The organism is Leucobacter sp. USHLN154 (genome assembly GCF_037145595.1).
In the GTDB taxonomy this organism is placed as follows: domain Bacteria; phylum Actinomycetota; class Actinomycetes; order Actinomycetales; family Microbacteriaceae; genus Leucobacter; species Leucobacter alluvii.
Genome location: NZ_JBBCXF010000001.1, coordinates 382,563 through 402,510, shown reverse-complemented (window position 1 = coordinate 402,510; position 19,948 = coordinate 382,563). Strand labels below are relative to the sequence as shown.

The 19,948-nt window shown below is 67.9% G+C and carries 17 protein-coding genes; 9 read left to right on the top strand and 8 right to left on the bottom strand.

Going from position 1 to position 19,948, the window contains the following annotated elements; all coding sequences use genetic code 11:
• Both WFH23_RS01875 and WFH23_RS01870 read left to right on the top strand, forming a co-directional pair.
• Complete coding sequence (locus tag WFH23_RS01875) at positions 1 to 789, top strand: FadR/GntR family transcriptional regulator (protein ID WP_336661402.1); 789 nt, start codon at positions 1 to 3, stop codon at positions 787 to 789.
• Positions 789 to 1,499, top strand: coding sequence for a cache domain-containing protein (locus tag WFH23_RS01870; RefSeq protein ID WP_336661401.1), 711 nt, complete (start codon positions 789 to 791; stop codon positions 1,497 to 1,499). The genes WFH23_RS01875 and WFH23_RS01870 overlap by 1 nt, the downstream gene beginning before the upstream one ends.
• A gap of 20 nt (positions 1,500 to 1,519) precedes the next feature.
• Here WFH23_RS01870 and WFH23_RS01865 read toward each other — a convergent pair whose 3' ends face one another.
• The 5 genes from WFH23_RS01865 to WFH23_RS01845 are packed head-to-tail and all read right to left on the bottom strand — an operon-like array spanning position 1,520 to position 6,552.
• Positions 1,520 to 2,311 (bottom strand): type 1 glutamine amidotransferase, encoded by a 792-nt coding sequence (locus WFH23_RS01865; protein ID WP_336661400.1) that lies wholly within the window; start codon positions 2,309 to 2,311, stop codon positions 1,520 to 1,522.
• 14 nt (positions 2,312 to 2,325) lie between these two features.
• Positions 2,326 to 3,063, bottom strand: a complete 738-nt coding sequence (locus WFH23_RS01860; RefSeq protein ID WP_336661399.1) for a gamma-glutamyl-gamma-aminobutyrate hydrolase family protein — start codon at positions 3,061 to 3,063, stop codon at positions 2,326 to 2,328.
• Positions 3,060 to 3,776 carry a substrate-binding periplasmic protein gene (locus WFH23_RS01855; RefSeq protein ID WP_336661398.1) on the bottom strand — a complete coding sequence of 239 codons (717 nt, stop codon included), beginning with the start codon at positions 3,774 to 3,776 and terminating at the stop codon, positions 3,060 to 3,062. Before WFH23_RS01855 ends, WFH23_RS01860 begins: the two co-directional genes overlap by 4 nt.
• A complete protein-coding gene (locus WFH23_RS01850) occupies positions 3,773 to 5,281 on the bottom strand; it encodes a glutamine synthetase family protein (protein ID WP_090147592.1) in 1,509 nt (502 codons plus the stop codon). Before WFH23_RS01850 ends, WFH23_RS01855 begins: the two co-directional genes overlap by 4 nt.
• A gap of 47 nt (positions 5,282 to 5,328) precedes the next feature.
• Entirely contained in the window at positions 5,329 to 6,552 is a 1,224-nt protein-coding gene (locus WFH23_RS01845; protein ID WP_336661397.1) for a cytochrome P450, read from the bottom strand.
• 222 nt (positions 6,553 to 6,774) lie between these two features.
• Between WFH23_RS01845 and WFH23_RS01840 the strand changes: the two genes are divergently transcribed.
• Both WFH23_RS01840 and WFH23_RS01835 read left to right on the top strand, forming a co-directional pair.
• Positions 6,775 to 8,109: an FAD-dependent oxidoreductase gene (locus WFH23_RS01840; RefSeq protein ID WP_336661396.1), complete on the top strand. Its 1,335-nt coding sequence runs from the start codon at positions 6,775 to 6,777 to the stop codon at positions 8,107 to 8,109.
• 14 nt (positions 8,110 to 8,123) lie between these two features.
• Positions 8,124 to 8,582 (top strand): flavodoxin domain-containing protein, encoded by a 459-nt coding sequence (locus WFH23_RS01835; RefSeq protein ID WP_336661395.1) that lies wholly within the window; start codon positions 8,124 to 8,126, stop codon positions 8,580 to 8,582.
• On the opposite strand, the gene WFH23_RS01830 is transcribed toward WFH23_RS01835, so the two are convergent.
• Together WFH23_RS01830 and WFH23_RS01825 are read right to left on the bottom strand one after the other, a co-directional pair.
• On the bottom strand, positions 8,579 to 9,442 hold the full coding sequence (locus tag WFH23_RS01830; protein WP_336661394.1) for a gamma-glutamyl-gamma-aminobutyrate hydrolase family protein: 864 nt from the start codon (positions 9,440 to 9,442) through the stop codon (positions 8,579 to 8,581). The two genes, WFH23_RS01835 and WFH23_RS01830, sit on opposite strands and share 4 nt — an antisense overlap.
• An 88-nt stretch (positions 9,443 to 9,530) precedes the next feature.
• A complete protein-coding gene (locus tag WFH23_RS01825; protein WP_336661393.1) occupies positions 9,531 to 11,033 on the bottom strand; it encodes an APC family permease in 1,503 nt (500 codons plus the stop codon).
• 308 nt (positions 11,034 to 11,341) lie between these two features.
• Here WFH23_RS01825 and WFH23_RS01820 point away from each other — a divergent pair, with 308 nt between their 5' ends.
• Positions 11,342 to 12,037 (top strand): GntR family transcriptional regulator, encoded by a 696-nt coding sequence (locus tag WFH23_RS01820; RefSeq protein WP_090147577.1) that lies wholly within the window; start codon positions 11,342 to 11,344, stop codon positions 12,035 to 12,037.
• Between the two features lie 67 nt (positions 12,038 to 12,104).
• Complete coding sequence (locus WFH23_RS01815; protein WP_336661392.1) at positions 12,105 to 13,130, top strand: agmatine deiminase family protein; 1,026 nt, start codon at positions 12,105 to 12,107, stop codon at positions 13,128 to 13,130.
• 52 nt (positions 13,131 to 13,182) lie between these two features.
• Here the strand turns inward: WFH23_RS01815 and WFH23_RS01810 are convergent, their stop codons facing one another.
• A complete protein-coding gene (locus tag WFH23_RS01810; RefSeq protein WP_336661391.1) occupies positions 13,183 to 14,124 on the bottom strand; it encodes a LysR family transcriptional regulator in 942 nt (313 codons plus the stop codon).
• A 154-nt stretch (positions 14,125 to 14,278) separates the two neighbouring features.
• Between WFH23_RS01810 and WFH23_RS01805 the strand changes: the two genes are divergently transcribed.
• The 3 genes from WFH23_RS01805 to WFH23_RS01795 all read left to right on the top strand — a co-directional run bounded on the left by WFH23_RS01805 (position 14,279) and on the right by WFH23_RS01795 (position 19,936).
• Positions 14,279 to 17,863 carry a bifunctional proline dehydrogenase/L-glutamate gamma-semialdehyde dehydrogenase gene (locus tag WFH23_RS01805; protein WP_336661390.1) on the top strand — a complete coding sequence of 1,195 codons (3,585 nt, stop codon included), beginning with the start codon at positions 14,279 to 14,281 and terminating at the stop codon, positions 17,861 to 17,863.
• Positions 17,863 to 18,882 (top strand): proline racemase family protein, encoded by a 1,020-nt coding sequence (locus WFH23_RS01800; RefSeq protein ID WP_336661389.1) that lies wholly within the window; start codon positions 17,863 to 17,865, stop codon positions 18,880 to 18,882. The genes WFH23_RS01805 and WFH23_RS01800 overlap by 1 nt, the downstream gene beginning before the upstream one ends.
• 148 nt (positions 18,883 to 19,030) lie before the next feature.
• Complete coding sequence (locus WFH23_RS01795) at positions 19,031 to 19,936, top strand: dihydrodipicolinate synthase family protein (protein ID WP_336661388.1); 906 nt, start codon at positions 19,031 to 19,033, stop codon at positions 19,934 to 19,936.
• The last annotated feature ends 12 nt before the right edge of the window (positions 19,937 to 19,948 follow it).

Sequence of the window (19,948 nt, the reverse complement as noted above, 5' to 3'; positions counted from 1 at the left end):
GTGCACCAATCGCTGATCGGGGACTCGCCGAGTGCGACCGGCGGCTCGGTGAGCCCCCAGATCAGCGGTATCGCGCAGAAGATCGCGTCCGCGATCTCCGTCGGCATGCTCAGCGTCGGAGAGCGGCTGCCCCCCGAGGCCGATCTCGCCGGGCAGTTCGGCATCGCCGTCGCGACGCTCCGGAAGGCGCTCGCCGAGCTGCGCGCCGAGGGCATCGTCGAGACGCGGCGCGGGCGGAATGGCGGCACGTTCGTCGTGCAATCCCCGTTTCCCTCGCCTGAAACACTGACCGCGTCGCTCATCCGTACGAGCACGACGGCGCTTCGCGACTTCTTCGACGAGCACGCCGCAGTCTCGGGCATGGCCGCGTATCTTGCTGCTGAGCGCACGTCGCCGGATTCGCGGACGCGCCTCGCCGAATTCGCGTTTCTGGCGCGGGAGGCGCGGACCGTGCGCGACCGGTCGCACGCTGACAGTCGGTTCCATTTCGAGGTCGCCGTGCTCAGCCAGTCGCAGCGCCTGCTCACCTCTGAGCAGAGACTGCAGTCGGAGCTCTCCCCGTTCCTCTGGTGCGGGCAGATCTGTCGAGCGTCCGCGCAGGGCGCGTTCACCGAGCACCTCGACATCGTGATGGCGATCGAACAGCGCGCACCGGACCGAGCGCGAGAACTCGCCGTGGCTCATGTGCGCGGCAACATGAAGCTGATCATCGACGGAAAGATCGCGCTCAATCGCCTTGCAGCGGCGAACGAGCCGAGCGGGGCGAATCAGGAGGCGGGCCCGCGGTGATGCCCGAGACAGAAATCGTCGACGAGGTGATTCAGCGGGTCGATGCCTGGTTCTCACGGCGCTTCGATCGACTGGCCCGACTCGCGACGCAGTTGATCGACGTAACGGCACTCGATGCTGACGGCCACATCGAGATCACCGAGGCGGCCCGGAAACGACTCAAATCGGTCGCCGTCCGATACCTCGCCGAAGACGAAGCGGTCGACGGGTGCGGACTCATCATCGCGCAGTCCGCATTGGGCACAGAGATCGGGGATCTGGAGTGGTGGGTGCGCGAGGAGGAATCGCGCTTCGCCCGGTACTCGTTCGGCGTCGTCCCCGGTGCCGATCGGTATTACGACTACTCGCACCACGAGTGGTTCACTCGCGCATTCGTCGACGGCGAGACGGCGATCGTCGGGCCGTACATCGACTACCTCGGCATCGAGGCGTACGTGGTGACGATCACCGTTCCCGCAGAGATCGACGGCACTCGCATCGGAGCCGTCGGCAACGACCTCCAGGTCGCAGATCTCGAAGCCGCGCTGCTCCCCGAGCTGCTTCGCGCGCCTGCGGAGATCGCACTCATCGGCGCGCGCGGCACCGTGCTCTTCGGCACGTCTTCCCGGTTCGTGTCAGGCGATTACGTAGCGCCCGAGCTCGATGGGTTCCGCAGCGTCGCCGTCGGTCCATCGGGCGCGGGCCTTCGCATCGTCGTTCCGTCCGCCTGACGCGATCGCAGCACCGCACCTCATCCGGTCCGCTGTGCGCGCACCCGGGCGTCCACGATCCCGGCGAATCGCCCGGCGACTCCGCCCCACACGCGCTGCAGCTCTGGCTCGGCGGCGGTGACCTTCGACACGATCGATGCGGCATCGAGCGCGAGCTGTTCGAGGTTCTCGGCGTCTTCGATGACCCAGTCGGCGGCCGACACCGACGAGGCCTCGGGGTGAAACTGCACGCCCCAGGCAGCTCCGCCGAGCGCGAAGACCTGATTCGGGCAGCGATCACTCGAGGCCAAGCGTCTCGCGGCGCTCGGGAGTGCCGCGACCGCGAGGTAATGCCACTGCACGACCGGCACGGAGGCACCGGCGAAGGGCCCGAACAGCGGGTCCTCCTCGCCGGGCGTCGCGCCGCGTCCCGCGAACGTGACGGTGTCCAGCCCGATCTCCGGCCCGTGCGCCATCGGGGTGATTCGACCGCCGTGCGCGACGGCCAGCAGCTGCGCTCCGAGGCAGATGCCGAGGGTGGGCACGCCAGAGGCGACGCCCTCGCGCAGCAGCTCGCGCACGCGGGAGAGCCACGGGGCCACGGCGTCGTCCTCGGGCCCCATCGAGCCTCCGAGCACCACCAGGCCGTCGAATCCGGCGAGGGTCTCCGGTATGGCGCCCGGATTCTCGGCACTCCGGACGTCGACTCGCGCTGCTGCCGACTCGAATGAGCTCGCGATCGCTCCCAACCCCGCGTTCGACTGGTGCTGAATGACGAGGATGCGCCCCTGGCTCGTGCTCTCGGCCGACGACACTGGGGCGGACTGGCTCATCGTCGTCCTCGGCGTCATGCCGCTCTCCCGCTCGACGCGGTGGAACCCTCATGAGGAATCGCGTGCAATGCGGCTCGACGGATCAGCCAATCGAAGAGCGCCTGCTGCTGCGCGTCGCCCGCAGCGGTGTCTTCGGGGTGCCACTGCACCGCGATGAGGTCAGCACCCGGCACTTCGACCGCTTCGACGATGCCGTCCTCGGCGCTCCCCACCGCACGAAGACCCCTGCCCAGCCGATCGATCGCTTGATGGTGGTAGGACGACACTGAGATGGTCGTCATTCCGAGCACCTCCGCGAGCGATGATTCCGGCGCGATCGCGACGGGATGCGCGGCGTTGCGGTGCCGGCTCTCGATGGGGAGATCCTGCACCAGCGATCCGCCGTACTCGACGTTCAGCAGCTGGAATCCCCGGCAGATCGCGAGCACCGGCACCCCGCTTCGCATCGCCGCAGCCATCATGTCAGCTTCGAACTGATCCTGCGCGGCGAAATCGGCGGGCACCGTCGCGGGGTCAGATACGCAGCCGTACCGGGCAGGATCGACGTCGGCGCCGCCCGGAACGAGCAGGCCGTCCAACCCCTCGAGTCGTTCCTCCGCCGACAGCGCACTCTCGGCGAACAGCATCATCGGCTCCCCTCCGGCCCGCACCACCGAGCGAAGCACGGCAGTGGACACGGCGCTGCCATCGAACCTCAGGCCGTGAATGCGGTTCGACCACATTCCGGTGACGCCGATGCGCGGCGCCCTCACCGTCCCGCCCCACTGCTGAGCGGGAACGGCAGCAACGGCATCCACCGCTGCCAGATGCGCTCCAACTGCCCGTCGGCGATCGCCGACTCGAGGGCCGCATCGAGCTCCGAGCGCAGCGCGTCGTTTCCGGGTGCGACGCCGACCCCCCAGCGATTGCCGGTGCGCACGGTGAACGCCTCGACGAAGTCGGGATCCTCTTCCGCGAGGGGCACCATCACCACGTCGTCATCGACGAATCCGTCGATGCGCCCGCTTCGCGTCGCCTCGATCATGTCGCCGAACACGTCATCGCTCGCGCCGAAGCTCACGAGTTCGACGCCGGCAAAGGTCTCAGCCAAGCGCATGTTCGTCGAGTGAGCGATTGCGCCGATGCGGTACCCGCCGAGATCATCGGCGGAACGAGCGGGATCATCGGCGCGCACCAGGAGCGTCTCGTTGAACACGGCGTACGGCCGCGTGAAGTCCACGAGAGCCGCTCGTTCGGCCGTCTCCCCTTGGCCGCACCACACGGCGTCGGCGTCTCCGCGACGCACCGCCGGAATCATCTCCTCCCAGGGCAGCATCACCCACTCGACGCTTGCGCCGATCCGCTCGGCGATCGCCGACGCGACGTCGGGTTCGTAGCCCGAACGCTCGACCCCGTCCGGGCTCTTGGCGAAGAGCGGCAGCGCTTCCGCGTCGATGCAGGCGAGCCGAAGCACTCGCGCGCTCACGGGATCGCCTCCCAGTACTGATCGAACTCCCACTGGGTGATCTGGCCGCAGTACCGCGCCCACTCATCCCGCTTCAGCTGCAGGAAGATGCGCGTGAGTTCTTCCGGCATCGCGCCCATGAGGTAGGAGTCGGCTTCGAAGGCATCGATCGCGCTTCCCAGGGTGTTCGGAACCACCACGTCCTGCAGCAGGGCGCTCGGCGCTCCGGGCTCGCCCGGTTCGAGCCCGGCTTCGATGCCGTGCTCGATCGCTGCGAGAAGATACAGGTGCGAGAGGTACGGGTTCACGCTCGCGTCCGGGAGGCGGTACTCCATGCGACCGTTCGCGGAGATTCGGATGGCGACGCCACGGGTGTCGAGGCCCCAGTCGGCGCCCGACGGCGCGAACTGCCCGGCGTCCCAGTAGCGCTTGTAGGAGTTCACGGTCGACCCCATGACGAGCATCGAACCCGGCGTGTGCAGCAGCATGCCCGCGATCGAGCGCCGCGCCGTCTCAGTCGCGTGCAATTCGACGCGGCCGTCCTCCACCACGTTCTCCTCGCCGTCGGCGCCGGCTCGCCACAAGCTCAGGTTGTGGTGGCACCCGTTGCCCATCTTGCCGTTGTACGGCTTCGCCATGAAGCTCGCCTGCAGGCCGAGTTCCCGTGCGACCTGCTTGCAGATCTGCCGGTACGTCGTCATTCGTTCTGCGGTGAGCTCGGCGCGGTCGTACTCCCAGTTGAGCTCGATCTGGCCGGCGTCTTCGTAGTCGCCCTGAATCATCGTGAATCCGAGCGCCTGCGCGTAGGAGATGATCTTCTTGTAGACGGGCCGCATCTTCTCGAGGTTCTCCACCTGGTACGCCGGGCTCTGATCCTCCTTCGACACCACTTCGAGGCCAGGCCCGGTCCAGGTCATCTCGGGTTCGAGTCCGCTCCTGAGTTCGAGACCGGTGCGTTCCGTGAAGCCGCGGTGCGCCGCGGCGAAGAGCGCGCGCGTGTCGAGCGGGATGAGCCGCCCGCCCGATGGTCCCAGGTGCGGTGGATCGTAGGCGGTGCAGAAGATGCGTCCCACCTCGCCGTCCCATGGAAGCGCCTGGAAGGTCTCCGGTTCGGGGAGCGCCCAGAACTCGTGCGCTGAGACTCCCCCGCCGATGAGCTCGCCCTCGCGACTCGTCTGCAGATCGGTGAGCGCCGTGCGGTGGAACGCGATGCCCTTGCGCAGCATGCGCTCGTAGTGCTCCGCGGGTACGACCTTCGCGACCGTGCGGCTGCCGAGCGTCGGAATCATGTAGTAGATGTACTTGACGCCCGTCGCCCGAATGCGCTCGGCGAGCGCTTCCACGACCTCCGGGCGCAGGTTCGCCTGCTGATGGCGTTCGAACGCGCTGGTGTCGTCGAGCAGTTCGCGCAGCGCAGCGCCGAACCGACCGCCGGTCTCCCATGAGGTCGCGGAGGTCTGGCGACTCGCGCTCACTGGCTCGTCGAGTTCGGAGGGATGCAGCCGGTCGGCTGTCAGGTGGGTCATGGTGGTCCTTTCGACATTGGAAGGGTGAAGCGCGACCGCGGATGGTGTCATCGCACGGTGAAGGTGATCGGCAGAGCGATCGGGCCGTGATTTCCGGAATCCGGCAGCCACGAGTCTCCGCCGGGGCAGGAGACGTCGGTGAACGCCTCTGCGAGCATCGGGAGCGCGACGCTCATGTCGGCGCGGGCGATGAAGTGACCGATGCACTTGTGCACGCCGCCGCCGAAGGTGTGATGCTGCTTCCGCCCGCTTACCTCGATATCGATCTCCGGATCGGGGAATGCCTCCGGGTCGGTGCCGCTCGCCATCGTGAAGAGGTGCACCGTCGTGCCCTCGGCGATGCTCAGGCCCTTGAATTCGAAGTCCTCGTTGGCCTCCCGCGTCACCCAGCGAGTCGTCGGATTGACGCGCAGGGCCTCCTCGAGCGCGGGGCGCGTCAGCTCTTTGGGCCGTGCGGCGAGCTTCTCCCATTGATCGGGGTTTCGCATGAACGTCTGCAAGATGAGCCCGAGCTGGTTGCGCGTCGTGTCCATGCCACCGAACAGCATCAGGACCAGCGCGTTTCGCAGTTCTGCGTCACTGAGGCTGTCGCCGTCGCCCTGGCTCACCTGCAGCAGTTTCGACACCATGTCGTCGCTGGGATCGCGACGACGCTCTTCGATGAGTTGCTCGACGAAGTCGTAGAGCTCCCGCACCGCGACATCGACGCGCTCGATGTCCTCCTTGATGGTGACGCTGAGCGCGTACCCCACGGTGTTCGCACGGGATGCGATGAAGGGCCAGTGCTCGTGCGGCAGCCCCATCATCGCGCAGAGGGCCCGTGTGGCGAACGGCTCGGCGAAGTGGGCGACGAAATCGACCTGCTCTCCGCGCTCGTCTCGCGCGATCATCTCGGAGATGAGTTCCTCGGCGATCGCGGCGAACGCCGGTTCGAGTCGTCGCGCCACCCCTGGCGAGAACGCAGGGTTGAGCAATCGGCGTATCCGGTCGTGCTCGGTGCCCTCGAGTACGAGGAGGTTCTTCTCCCACCACTCGTAGAACACCCCGGAGTGGACGCCGTGGTGATCGGGCCACTGGGCGCTGCCCTGATTCAGGCTCGGGTGCTTCAGCAGCTCGGTGACCTCCTGATACCGCAGCACTCCGAAACCGTAGTTCGTCCGGGCGTACCAGCTGCGCTCTCGAGCCGCGCGAACCGCTTCCGAGTTCATCGCGAAATCGGGAGCGGCGATGTCGAGGTAGGGCGCCTGCTCGGTTTCCAGCTGTGCGGTCATTCGTACTCCTTCGTCGAATTCGCTTCGCTGACGTGCGACGCAGCGAGTGCTAATAAGTTACTTATAAATGTTTTAATGCGCAAGCGACCGCGTGAAACTCTCGGCTCATACTGCATCGATCGACGTAAAACATTCTCTCGTCATCTTTTTTCAGATACACTTGCCGAACAGTTCTGACGAGCACCGCAGCTCGCCATCCCGAAAGCGTGGAAAGGAGCCGCAATGACGCCGCAGCCGAGCCCCCAGGTCGCGATCATCGGCAGTGGGCCAGCCGGGTGCTACCTGGCGCAGGCGCTGCACCGCGCCCTTCCCACCGCCGAGTTGACCATCTTCGACCGCACCGCAGCGCCGTACGGGCTCATCCGCTACGGCGTAGCCCCCGATCATCAGCACACGAAGGCGATCACGCGACAGTTCGATCGCCTGTTCCAGTCACCCGACGTGCACTTCGTCGGCGGCGTCGACGTCGACGTCGACGTCACGCTCGCCGAACTGCGCGAGCTGTACGACGTCGTGGTGCTCGCGACCGGCCTTCAGCGAGACCGTGCGCTCGATGCACCCGGGGCACAACTCCAAGGCGTCGTCGCGGCCGGAGAGATCATCCGGTCGCTCAATGCGCACCCGAAGGTCGATCCCGAGGGCTTTCCCCGCCTCGGCAGCGATGTCGTCGTGATCGGGGCGGGCAACGTCGCACTCGACGTGGTGCGCTTCCTGGTCAAAGATCGCTCCGGATTCGTCGGCAGCGATGTGGACGACGCAGCACTCGAGCAGTACCTCGCCGCGCCCGCGCAACGGATCACGGTGCTGAGCCGCGCCGCGGCAGCCGATTCCAAGGGCGACCCGCAGATGCTGCGCGAACTCGCGGCACTCCCGCGCGCCACGTACACCGTGACCGATTCGGCGACGACGACGAGTGCCGCGCCGCAGTCGCCGGATGATCGGACGCGCGCGGCGCGCCTCGCCTCCGTCGCTGCCCTCGACGAGCGCCAACGGGGCGCATTCCCCGGCCCCGCGGTCTCGTTCTGCTTCGGAGCTCGGCCGTCCCGCATCCTGGGCGACGAGCACGTGAGCGCGGTCGAGTACACGCTCGCGGGGCAGAACGTGACGGTGCCGGCCAATGCGGTCATCACGGCCATCGGATTCGATCCTCACGCGGCACCCGGCGCAGCGAGCGAAACGACCGCGGCCGGAATCATCGCTTCGCTGCCACCGGACCTCGACTCCGGTCGGATCGCTCCAGCGCTCTACCGCACCGGCTGGGCGCAGCGCGGATCACGCGGTGCCATTCCGGAGAATCGTTCTTCGGCGAAGCTCGTCGCCGAGGAGATCGTGGCCGATCTCGCGGACGGCGCACGGATCACTCGCAATCGCGCAAGCGGCGGATACCAGGCACTCGATGCCGGGCTTCGCGAGCGGGCCGTCGATTTCTCCCAGTGGCTCGCACTCGATGCCCACGAACGCCGAACCGCGCCCGAGGGCCGCGTGCGACGCAAAGTCGTATCGCACGAACAGATGATCGACATCGCGCGGCGCACCGCCCCCGCGAACCAACCCTGATTGAAAGGCACCCCGTGAAGTTCTCCATCCTCTACGGCACCGAATCCGGAAACTCCGAACTCATCGCGGAAGACCTCGGCGACCATCTGCGCACCGACCACGACGATGTCGTCGTGCAGGACCTGCAGCACGCCGACCCGGCGGAGATCACGCCTGATCGCTTCTACCTGGTCGTGTGCTCGACGCACGGCTCCGGCGATCTGCCGAACTCGGCGGTTCCGTTCGCCCAGGCGTTCGACGAGAATCCGCCGGCACTCGCGGGCGTGCGATACGCGATGTTCGGCCTCGGCGATCTCTTCTACGAGGAGACGTACTCGCAGGGCAGCGAGCACCTGGATCGGCGCTTCACGGCTCAGGGCGCTGAACGCGTCGGACCGTACGGTCGCCATGACGCTTCTTCATGGGAGGTTCCGAGCGAAGCGGCACTCGAGTGGCTGCCGCAGGTGCTCGAGGCCGCTTCGGTGTCAGCCTAGATCCTCGCCCCGTCCGGGGCCGCGGCTCCGCTCGAGTCGCGACCCCGGGGAACTCCGTTCGCGCGGCCGCGCGCGCGAGCAACCAGCTCGCCGAAGATCGCGGCGCGGTCTTCCACATCCGCCTGCGGTTCCTCCGGGTGCCACTGCACCCCGATCGCCCAAGACGCCGTGCGGTGCTCCGTGCCCTCGACCAGGCCGTCCACGGCGCGCGCGCTCACCCGCAGCTGCGATGCGACACGGTCGACGGCCTGATGATGCCCATTGCGCACCGATATCTCCGTGCGCCCGAGAATCCCGGCGATCCTCGAATCAGGATCGAGGCGAACGGGCTCATCGACGAACAGCGGCGAGCCCTCAGCCCCGTGATGCGGCGAGAAGTCCAGGATGTCGGGGATGAGCGTTCCACCGAACGCGACGTTGAACAGCTGAGAGCCGCGACAGATCGCGAGCACCGGGAGATCCTGACGCACCGACTCCTGAATCAGATTCACGCAGTACTGATCGGCGCGCCTGTCGACTCCGTACTCGTTCGCGGGCGGCGGGCCAGGATAGTCGTAGCAGCGAACGTCCACGTCGCCGCCGCCGAGGAACACGACCCCGTCCGCACCGTCGAGCGCAGCGCCGACATCGATCAGCTCTTCCGCGGCCGAGTCCACCAGCGCTGGAACGCCGCCGGCCGCGCGCACGGCATCGAACGCGATTCTGGTGAACGACTCCTGCAGGTCATGAGCTGCGCGGTCCATGCCGGGGAACGTGAGCGACACCACCATTCTGATGTCGGGACGCGGAGCAGCGCTGTCGGGGCCGGGATCCGGGTGGAGCTCGGAGAACGCTCCCGGATCGACTCGCAAGTCGCGCATTCGGATTCCTTCGTTTCGCCGCGGATCCGGGCGACCGCTCTCGCGGGCGCCCGGATCCGTGTGTGCCGATGATGGTGTTCGCGCGGACTCAGACGGCGGTGCTGATGCGAATGGGTCCGCTCGCGTCGCCCGCGGGCGCGTCGCCGCGCAGGTACGCGCGCGAGGCCAGCATGTAGATCCAGCCGACCCCGACGACGCCGACCGTGGTCAGGATGAGGAGGTAGTCCTCGGCCCAGCCGCCGCCCGTCGGTCGCGGCCACAGGATGTTCACGACGGCGGCGACGCCCCAGACGAGCGCGATGAGGTTGACCGGGTACGCCCAAGCGCCGAGTCGGAATCTTCCGGCCGGCTTCCACCCGAGCACTCGAGCTCGCAGCGCCGCGAACACCACCATCTGGAAGCCGATGTAGATGCCGACGGTGCCGAATCCGACCATTGCGGTCAGCGCATCTTCGAGCAGGAGGGAGAGCACGATCACGATGGCCGGGAAGAGCGCCGCGGCGATCAGGGCATTGCTCGGCACGTGGCGGCGTTCGTTGAACGTCGCCAGGAAGCGAGAGGCGGGAAGGAATCGGTCGCGTGCCATCGAGTAGATCAGGCGGCTGGCGGCCGCCTGCAGGCTCGTGATGCACGAGATGAAAGCGATCGCGATGACGAGCATGACGAGCGGGAAGATCGGGCCGAAGGCCTCGGTCAGCAGCGCGCCGATGGGATCAGCGACGGCACCCGATGCCACGGCGGCGAAGTCCGGCACCGCGAGCACGAGCGAGAAGGCGAGCAGGTTCGCCGCGAATCCCCCGATGTAGAGGGTGAGGCGCATCGCCTTCGGCACGCGGACGCCCGGGTTCTTCACCTCTTCGGCGACGTCTCCATTGGCTTCGAAGCCGTAGTAGGCGAACATGCCGATGAGTGCGGCCGCCGCGAATGCACCGAAGTACCCGCCCGGGGCTGTGTCGCCGATGCCCTGGTTGTCGAAGAGCACGCTCCAGTCGTGCTGACGCCCGAACAGCAGCAGGTACCCGCCGATGACCACGGCGCCGAGCATCTCGGCGACGAGGCCGACGGTCGCAGCCAGACTGAGCACTTTCGTGCCTGAGAAGTTCAGGAACGTCGCCACGACGAGGGTGCCGAGGGCGACCAGCACGGTGCCGCCGGCATCGAGCGTGGCGCCGAATACCGAGGCGACGAACGGAGCCGCGCCGTACGCGACTGCGGCGATGGTGCCGATCAAGGCGACGACGTAGATCCAGCCGTTCATCCACGCCCACTTCCGCCCCCAGAGTCGCCGGGACCAGGGGTAGACGCCTCCGGCCACCGGATAGTTGGAGACGACTTCGCCGAAGATGAGGGCGACGAAGAACTGTCCGACGAGAGCGATGACGAGCGCCCAGACCATCGGCGGCCCGGCTTGGCTCAACGAGATCGCGAACATCGAGTAGACGCCGGCGATCGGCGACAGGTAGGTGAACCCGAGGGAGACGTTTCCCCAGAAACTCATCTCCCGTTTGAAGGTGGTGTCGTAGGTGTAGCCGAGCGACGCGAGGTGCGCGGCGTCCGCATCTTCTTCGACAACGGAATGGTGCTTTGACATGGTCGCTGGTACTCCTTCGTACGTCGACAGCAATCGCGCATCTCATCCCGAGACGCGTGACAAGAACCTACTCCTACATGTTTTATTCATCAAGTATGAACTTGCAAGTTTCTCGAGCAATCGCGAATATTCCACGTATTCATTCATTCATGAATGAATTACTCGGGCGCGCCCGACGCGTGCGCGCGCCCCAGCAGCAGCGGCGGCGTAGCGGCTCACCGGTACTTCCGGAGCCCTCGTGGGAAGATGAGGGTCCGACCGTATGAACGGCGTGCGCACTGCGCCGCTCTGGACTCCGAGGAGCCCGCATGCCCACCCCTGACGCCGAGCACGAGCGCGATTCGTCGCTCGTCCCCCTCAAACGACCCCTGAGCCTTCGGGAGACGGTGCTGGAGCAGTTGCGCACCGCGATCATCACCGGCCGCCTCGCAGAGGGCGAAGTGGTTTCGGCCCCGGCGCTCGGCGTCACCCTCGGCGTCTCGGCGACGCCGGTCCGCGAGGCGATGATGGACCTGGCCCGCGAGGGGCTGGTCGAAACCCTGAAGAACAAGGGATTCCGCGTCACCACGATGAGTGAGAGCGACCTCGACGACCTCGCGCAGATCCGACTCCTGCTCGAGCCGCCCGCCATGCGACTCATCGCCGGCCGCGTTCCCGAGGCGGATCTCCCCAAGCTCCGGAGTCTCGCCGACGCCTGCTTGGAGGCGACGGATCGCGGCGACCTCGAAGAATACCTTCGCTTCGACCGGGAGTTCCACGCGCTCGTGCTGAGCTATACCGGAAATGCCCAACTCGTGGAACTCGCCACTTCCCTGCGGCGCAGAACCCGCCTGTACGGCATCGGCACGCTCTCGCGCGAGGGGCGGCTGGCCGACTCCGCCAGAGAGCATCACGAACTCATCGACCTCCTCGCCACCGGCGATGGCGCCGGCGCCGAGCGCGTGCTCGCCCGGCACGTCTCTCACGCACGCACGCTGTGGGCGACGGGACGCGATCAGCCCTGATCCCGTTATTGGTCAGGTGCCCATTAGACTGGGGCGACGTCATTTTTTCGCACACGAGGGAGTATCGATGACCACCTGGCGCATGCCGATCGAGGGACACGAGCAGGAGCGACTCTGGTTGGCCTGGCCGACCAGCGGGTACACCCTCGGAGACACCGAGGCCGAAGCCGAAGAGGCCCGCACGACCTGGGCGGCCGTCGCGAACGCCGCGAGCGAGCATGAGGCGGTGACGGTCGTCGTGAACCCGGGCGATGAGGCCGTTGCGGCCCGCTACCTCTCCTCCCAGATCGAGCGCATCGTCGCACCCTTGAACGACGCTTGGATGCGCGACATCGGGCCGAGCTTCGTCATCGGAGACGATGGTCGGCTCGGCGCCGTGAACTTCGTCTTCAACGGCTGGGGCGGCCAGGAGTGGGCGCAGTGGGATCACGACCAGCACATCGGCCGCATCGTCGCGGAAGCAGCCGGCGCGGAACTCATCGACTCCGAGATGACGAACGAGGGCGGCGGCATTCAGGTCGACGGAACCGGCCGCGTGGTCATCACGAAAACCGTGCAGCTCGATCCCGGTCGCAACCCGGGTTGGACGCAGGAGCAGGTCGAAGCCGAACTGGAGCGCACGATCGGCGCGACCAGCGCGCTGTGGCTCCCCCGAGGTCTGACCCGGGATCACGACACCTTCGGCACGCGCGGCCACTCGGACATTCTCGCCGCATTCACGAGCCCCGATCTCCTGCTCATGCACCGACAGGATGCCGAGTCGCACCCCGACCACATCATCGCGCGCACGAACCGCGACGTGGCCGATCGCTATCGCGACGACACGTCGGCGGGCTTCGACATCATCGATCTCCCCGCACCGGAGACGCTGCAAGACGGCGAAGGCTACGTCGACTACAGCTACATCAACCACGTCGTCATCAACGGCGCGGTGCTCGCCTGCGCATTCGATGATCCGGCCGATGATCGCGCCCTGGCGATTCTGCGCGAAGCCTACCCGGGACGCGAGGTGATCGGTCTCGACGCGCGCCCGCTCTTCGCTCGCGGCGGCGGCATCCACTGCATCACGCAGCAGCAACCGAAGACGAAGTAGCTCCGAAGGCGGTGCGGGATGGGGCGTCCGACGCATGCCCCTCCCGCACGCCTCACGGCGCAGCCGTGCGCGAGTGCCCTCCCCCCGATTCGAGCAGCACCGCCTCCTCGCGAAGCGCATCGCGCACGGCGGTGAGCGCAGGGTGCCCGTGCGCCGAGGCGCGGGCCGCCGTGAACACCGTTCGTTCGGGGTCGTCGGCCAGGTCGACCAGACGCATGGCTCGTGAGGCCCCGGCATGCAGCAGGCCAGGAAGCAGCGCCACCGCGTTTCCGGTCTCGATGAGACGCACGTGGGCCTGCATATCCGCCGTCTCGTATCGCACGTCGGGCTCGAAGCCGGCGCTGCGACAGGCCTGCAGCGCCCAGTGCCGCGATGCGGCTCCCTCGGGCTCGAGCACCCACGGCAGTGCGGCGGCATCGGCCAACCGCTCGACGTCGTCGAACGCGGCGACGCCGACGCCCGGCAGCGGCAGCCCCAGGCGAATGCGGTCCGTCACCAGCGGTTGCCGGTCGAGCCCGGGGAAACGCGGAGCGGCGTGCCCCGGGTACTGCTCGGCGATCACGAGATCGAAGCCGCGGGTCCAGGTCTCCTCGAGACCGGCCTCGGGTTCGTGCTGCACCATCTCGACCCGCAAACTGGGGTGCGTGTCGCGCAGCCGCCTGAGCACCTGGGGCATGAGCGCGAGCAGTGCGGTCTGGAACACCGCGACACGCACGGTGCCGCCGACCTCCGCGTGCGCGCGGTGCAGCGCGGCCTCCGCGCGCTCGAGCCCGGCGAGCAGTTCGTGCGTCTCGCCGATTAGCGCTTGAGCGGCCGGCGTGAGCTCGAGCGTCCGACCCGTCCTGCGCAGCAGCGGCACGCCGGCTTCACGCTCGAGCAGCGCCAGCTGCTGCGATATCGCAGAGGGGCTGTAGTTCAACGCCTCGGCCACCGCGGCGACGGTGCCCCGGGAGTCGAGCTCCCACAGCAGGCGCAGCCGTTTCATCTCGAGCACGGGCACTCCTCGGAATCGGAAGTTGTGCTTCACACTATTCCACAGAAACCGTTGCTGTACTGCACGCTTCCCGCGCGGGAGACTGGACGGGACGAGCCCAGAGCGCCGCATCGACGCGACGCCGCGTCCCATTCCCCGTCCAGAGAGGCCGACCATGAGCACCGCCGACGACATTCGCCCCCAGGAACTCGCGGATGAGGCGATCTCGCTCGTCCGACGCTGGCTGGCGGAGGCCGCGGAGATCCCGACCGACGCAGCGGCAGCGCGCCTCGCAGGCGTGCTCCGCGACCCGAACGGGCTCGACTTCACGGTCGGGTTCGTCGACGGCGTCGTGCGCCCGGAAGATCTCGCCGTCGCCGCGAAGAAACTGCGCGAGCTCGTGCCCATGACCCCCTCCTTCCTGCCCGCGCCGATGCGAGGAGCGATCGGCGCCGGCGGCGCACTCGCCGTCCCGCTCCCGGGCGTCGTGGTGCCGATCGCGCGGCGCGTGCTGCGACAACTCGTGAGCCACCTGATCATCGATGCCAGCGACGCGAAGCTGGGGCCCGCGATCAGCAAGATCACCCGCGACGGCGTGCGACTGAACATGAATCTGCTCGGCGAGGCCATCCTCGGCCAGGGCGAGGCCGAACGTCGCCTGGCCGGCACGCATCGACTGCTCGCCCGCGACGACATCGACTACGTCTCGATCAAGGTCTCCGCGACCGTCTCGCCGCACAACCACTGGGCGTTCGACGAAGCGGTCGATCACATCGAGCAGCAGCTGCTCCCGCTCTTCGAACGCGCGGTTCACGCTTCCCCGCAGAAGTTCATCAATCTCGACATGGAGGAGTACAAGGACCTCGATCTCACCCTCGCGGTCTTCACCCGCCTGCTCGACCGGCCCGAATTCGCGCACCTGGAGGCCGGCATCGTGCTGCAGGCGTACCTGCCCGATGCGCTGGGCGCGATGATGCGGCTGCAGCACTGGTCCGCCCAGCGCGTAGCGCGCGGCGGTGCTCCGATCAAGGTGCGCGTGGTCAAGGGTGCGAACCTCCCGATGGAACTCGTCGACGCCGCGATCCACGGCTGGCCGTCGGCGACCTGGCCGACGAAGCAGGCCTCGGATACGGGATACAAGGCGGTGCTCGACTACGCGCTCCACCCGGACCGCCTGCGCAACGTGCGCATCGGCGTCGCCGGCCACAACCTCTTCGACGTCGCACTCGCCTGGCTTCTCGCGCAACGTCGTGGCGCGACGGAGGGCATCGAGTTCGAGATGCTGCTGGGCATGGCCACGGGACAAGCCGAAGCCGTGCGACGCGAAGTGGGGCATCTGCTGCTCTACGTGCCGGTCGTGCACCCCGAGGAGTTCGACGTTGCCATCGCCTATCTCATCCGTCGTCTCGAGGAGGGAGCGAGCACCGAGAACTTCATGTCCGCCGTCTTCGAGCTGCACGACCGTGCGGAGCTGTTCGAGCGCGAACGAGAGCGCTTCTCGGCCTCACTCGCAGATCTCGAGGCGATCACCGCAGACGGAGATCCGGAGCATTACCGGGTGCCGTCGCCGAATCGCACTCAGGATCGCGGCGCCGAGTCGGACGCACCCGTGCCTGAGCGTCTCGCCGATCCAGCGACCACCGCACGCATCGAGCAGCGAGTGGCTGCGGGCGCCGAGGGATTCCGCAATACACCAGACACCGACCCAGATCTCCCCGGCAACCGCGCGTGGGGTCGGTCGATCGCCGAACGCATGATCGACTCCGACCTGGGCTCGGCGACGGTCGCGGCTGCGCGCATCACCGACGCCGGTGCGCTCGACGCCGCGGTCGAACGCGGGCGCGCGGCGTCATCCGGGTGGCAAGCGCTCGGCGCCGACGAGCGGGCGCGGATCCTGCACCGCGCCGGCGAGGCGCTCGAGGCGCGACGCGGCGAACTGCTCGAAGTCATGGGCGCCGAGTGCGGCAAGACGCTCGACCAGGGCGATCCCGAGGTGTCGGAGGCCATCGACTTCGCGCACTACTACGCGGCGCTCGGTCAAGACCTCGAACACGTCGACGGCGCCCGATTCGTGCCGCAACGACTCGTCGCGGTGATTCCGCCGTGGAATTTTCCGGTGGCCATTCCCGCAGGAGGAGTGCTCGCCGCGCTCGCGTCGGGTGCGAGCGTCATCATCAAGCCTGCGGCGCAGTCCGCGCGCTCGGGCGCGGTGATGGTCGAAGCGCTCTGGGAGGCCGGAGTGCCGCGCGATGTGCTGCAACTCCTGCAGTTCGGCGACCGCGAACTCGCATCCAGCTTCGTCTCCGACCCGCGCGTCGATCGGCTGATCCTGACCGGCGCGTACGAGACCGCCGAGACCTTCCGCGCCCTCCGCGAGGACCTCCCGATCCTGGCCGAGACGAGCGGCAAGAACGCCATCATCGTCACGCCGAACGCGGACCTCGATCTCGCCGCCCGCGACGTCGCCCAGTCGGCGTTCGGGCACGCCGGCCAGAAATGCTCGGCCGCCTCACTCGTCGTACTGGTCGGCTCCGTCGCGCGATCCCAGCGATTCCGCGGGCAGCTGCTCGATGCGGTGCGATCGCTGAAGGTCGGCACCCCCGATGCGCTCACCAGCCAGATGGGGCCGCTGATCGGCGCGCCGACGGGCAAACTGCTGCGCGGACTCACGGAACTCGAACCCGGCCAGCGCTGGGCCATCGAACCGAAGCCGATCCTCTCGGATCACCCGCTCGCCGTGGATCGACACGGCGACGCCAAGCTCTGGTCGCCTGGAGTGCGCGACGGGGTGCAGCGCGGCAGCGAATACCACCTCACCGAGTACTTCGGCCCGATCCTCGGCATCATGACCGCTGAGACGCTGGAGGAAGCGATCGACATCGTCAACGACATCGAGTACGGGCTGACGAGTGGACTCCACTCGCTCGACCGCGACGAGCTCGAACACTGGCTCGCCCGCATCGAGGCGGGCAACCTGTATGTCAATCGCGGCATCACCGGGGCCATCGTGCGGCGGCAGCCCTTCGGGGGCTGGAAGAAGTCGGCGATCGGTGCTGGCACGAAGGCCGGCGGCCCGAGCTACCTCTACGGCCTCGGCGACTGGGTCGATGCTGCGAGCACGGCACCGCTTCGCGCTCCACTCCCGGCCGCGGCTCGCCTGGTCACCGCTGCCGAGCAGGCGGGAATCTGCGGCGCTGACCTCGCCTGGCTGCGAGCCGCACTCGGTTCGGACGCCGCGGCGTGGGAGCAGGAATTCGGCGCTCGCCGCGACGCGTCCGGCATCGGCGTCGAGCGCAATGTGCTGAGATATCTGCCGACCTCCGTCGTGATCCGCGCGGCCGCCGATGCGCAGCCCGCGCGGGTGCTGCGCGCGGTCGCCGCGGGAATCGGAGCCGGGGCGAAGCCGCAGCTCAGCACACCGGTCGCCCTCCCCGCCCCGATCGTCGCTGCGCTCGAAGCAGTGGGAGTGCGCATCGCCTTCGAGGACACCGCCGCTTGGAAGGCCCGCGTGGCCGCGCTCGCGGCGCGACGGGGCCCGCATTCCGGCGCGCGGGTGCGCATCGTCGCCGAGGAGTCGCGAGCGGACGTCGTCCGCGAGGTCGCAGCCGCGGCTCAGGGCAAGCCCGACATCGCGGTCTACGGGGGGCCCGTCGTGGGCGCCGGGCGAGTCGAGATGCTGCCGCACCTCCGCGAACAGGCCGTGTCGATCACCGCGCACCGTTTCGGTACGCCCAGCCGGTTGAGCGAGGGGGTCATCTGATGCCGAACGGAATCGCGACGACCGACTATCACACGGCCGGAGAACCGTTTCGCATCGTTCACGCCGATGCACCGGTGCCGGACGGAGTGACGGTCGCCGACCGTCGCATCGCCGCGATGGCAGACGATGCGGGGGCCGACCGCGTGCGCGGGCTCCTCTGCAGGGAGCCCCGCGGCCATGCCGACATGTACGGAGGATTCGTCGTCCCGCCAGACCCGGCCGATCAGGATGCAGCGCACTTCGGTGTTCTCTTCTGGCATCAGGACGGCTTCTCGACCGCGTGCGGTCATGGATCCATCGCGCTGGGGGTCTGGGCGACCGATACCGGGCTCGTGGAGAGCGATCCGGATGGTGTGACCGACGTGCGGATCGACGTTCCGTCGGGGCGTGTCGTGACCTCGGTCGAGCGTTCGGAGGGGCGTCTCGTCCGTGCGACATTCCGCAACGTCGCGTCGCACGTCATCGCACGCGACGTCGAGATCTCGACCTCGCGAGGACGCGTTCGAGTCGACCTCAGCTTCAGCGGGGCGATCTACGCGTCCGTGCGTGCGTCCGACGTCGGCCTGTCGGTCTCACCCGAGCACTACTCCTCCCTGATCGATTTCGGGCGAGAGGTCAAATGGGTGCTGAACGATGCCCCGGAGGCCCAGCACGCAGCCGATCATCGGCTGTCGGGCGTCTACGGAACGATCCTGTGGGACGATCTCGGCCACGGCGATGCCGGGCCGCGACAGCGAAACGTCACGGTGTTCGCCGACGGCGAGGTGGATCGTTCGCCGTGCGGTTCCGGGACGGGCGCGCGAGTCGCCTTACTCGCGGCGTCAGGCGAACTCGCCGCGGACGAAGTACTCGAGCACCGCTCCATCATCGACACCGCGTTCGAGGCGCGATGGGAACCGGCGATGGATCACCCCGAGGCCGTCATCCCGCTCGTATCGGGCACGGCGCATCGCACCGGTGAGCACCGTTTCTTCCTCGACTTCGACGACGACCTCGGCCGAGGCTTCGTGCTGCGCTGATCGCAGCTACGCGACTCTGCCGCACCCGTCCGGATCCGCCCCCGGCTCCACCCCCGGCGGAAATCGCAGTTGACGGACCCGCACCCGAGCATGGTACCGTGTGCAATGTCACACTGCAGTGACTCGATCGCAGCCCGAAAGGACCCCCATGACCGAGCAGAAGCCCTGGCACGGCGTCATCGTCGCCACCGCACTCCCCTTCACGGACGACCTCTCGGTCGACTACGACGCCTATGCCGAGCACGTCGCCTGGCTCGCCGAGAACGGCTGCGACGGCGTCGCCCCGAACGGCTCCCTCGGGGAATATCAGAACCTCACCGAAGCCGAACGCGCGCAAGTCGTCAAGACCGCCGTCGAAGCAGCACCCGAGGGCTTCACCGTCATGGCCGGCGTCGGCGCCTACGGCGCCCTGCAATCGGCCCACTGGGCCGAGCAGGCCGCCGAGGCGGGCGCTCAGTGCGTGATGCTGCTCCCGCCGAACACCTACCGAGCCAACCACGAACAGGTGAAGCACCACTACGCCACGGTCGGCAAGGTCGGCCTGCCGATCGTCGGGTACAACAATCCGATCGACACCAAGGTCGACCTCGTGCCCGAACTCATCGCCGACATCCATGCCGCCGGCAACATGGTGGGCGTCAAGGAGTTCTCCGGCGACCCCCGCCGCATCTACGAGATCAAGGAGCTGGCCCCCGAGATCGACATCATCATCGGCACCGACGACACCGTGCTCGAAGTGGGGCTCGCCGGCGCCGTCGGCTGGGTGTCGGGGTACCCGAACGCGATTCCGCAGTCGTGCGTCGAGCTCTACCGACTCTGCACGTCGGGCGACTACGCAGACCTCGAGCGCGGCCAGCAGATCTACCGCGACCTGCACTCGCTGCTGCGCTGGGATTCGAAGACGCAGTTCGTCGAGGCGATTAAGCTGTCGATGGACATCGTGGGTCGCAAGGGCGGCGCGAGTCGCCCCCCGCGCCTCGCGCTTCCACAGGATGTCGCGGACCGGATCGTCGCCGATACCCGGGCCGCCATCGCCAACGGCTACGACAGGTAGCGCGAGGCGGGC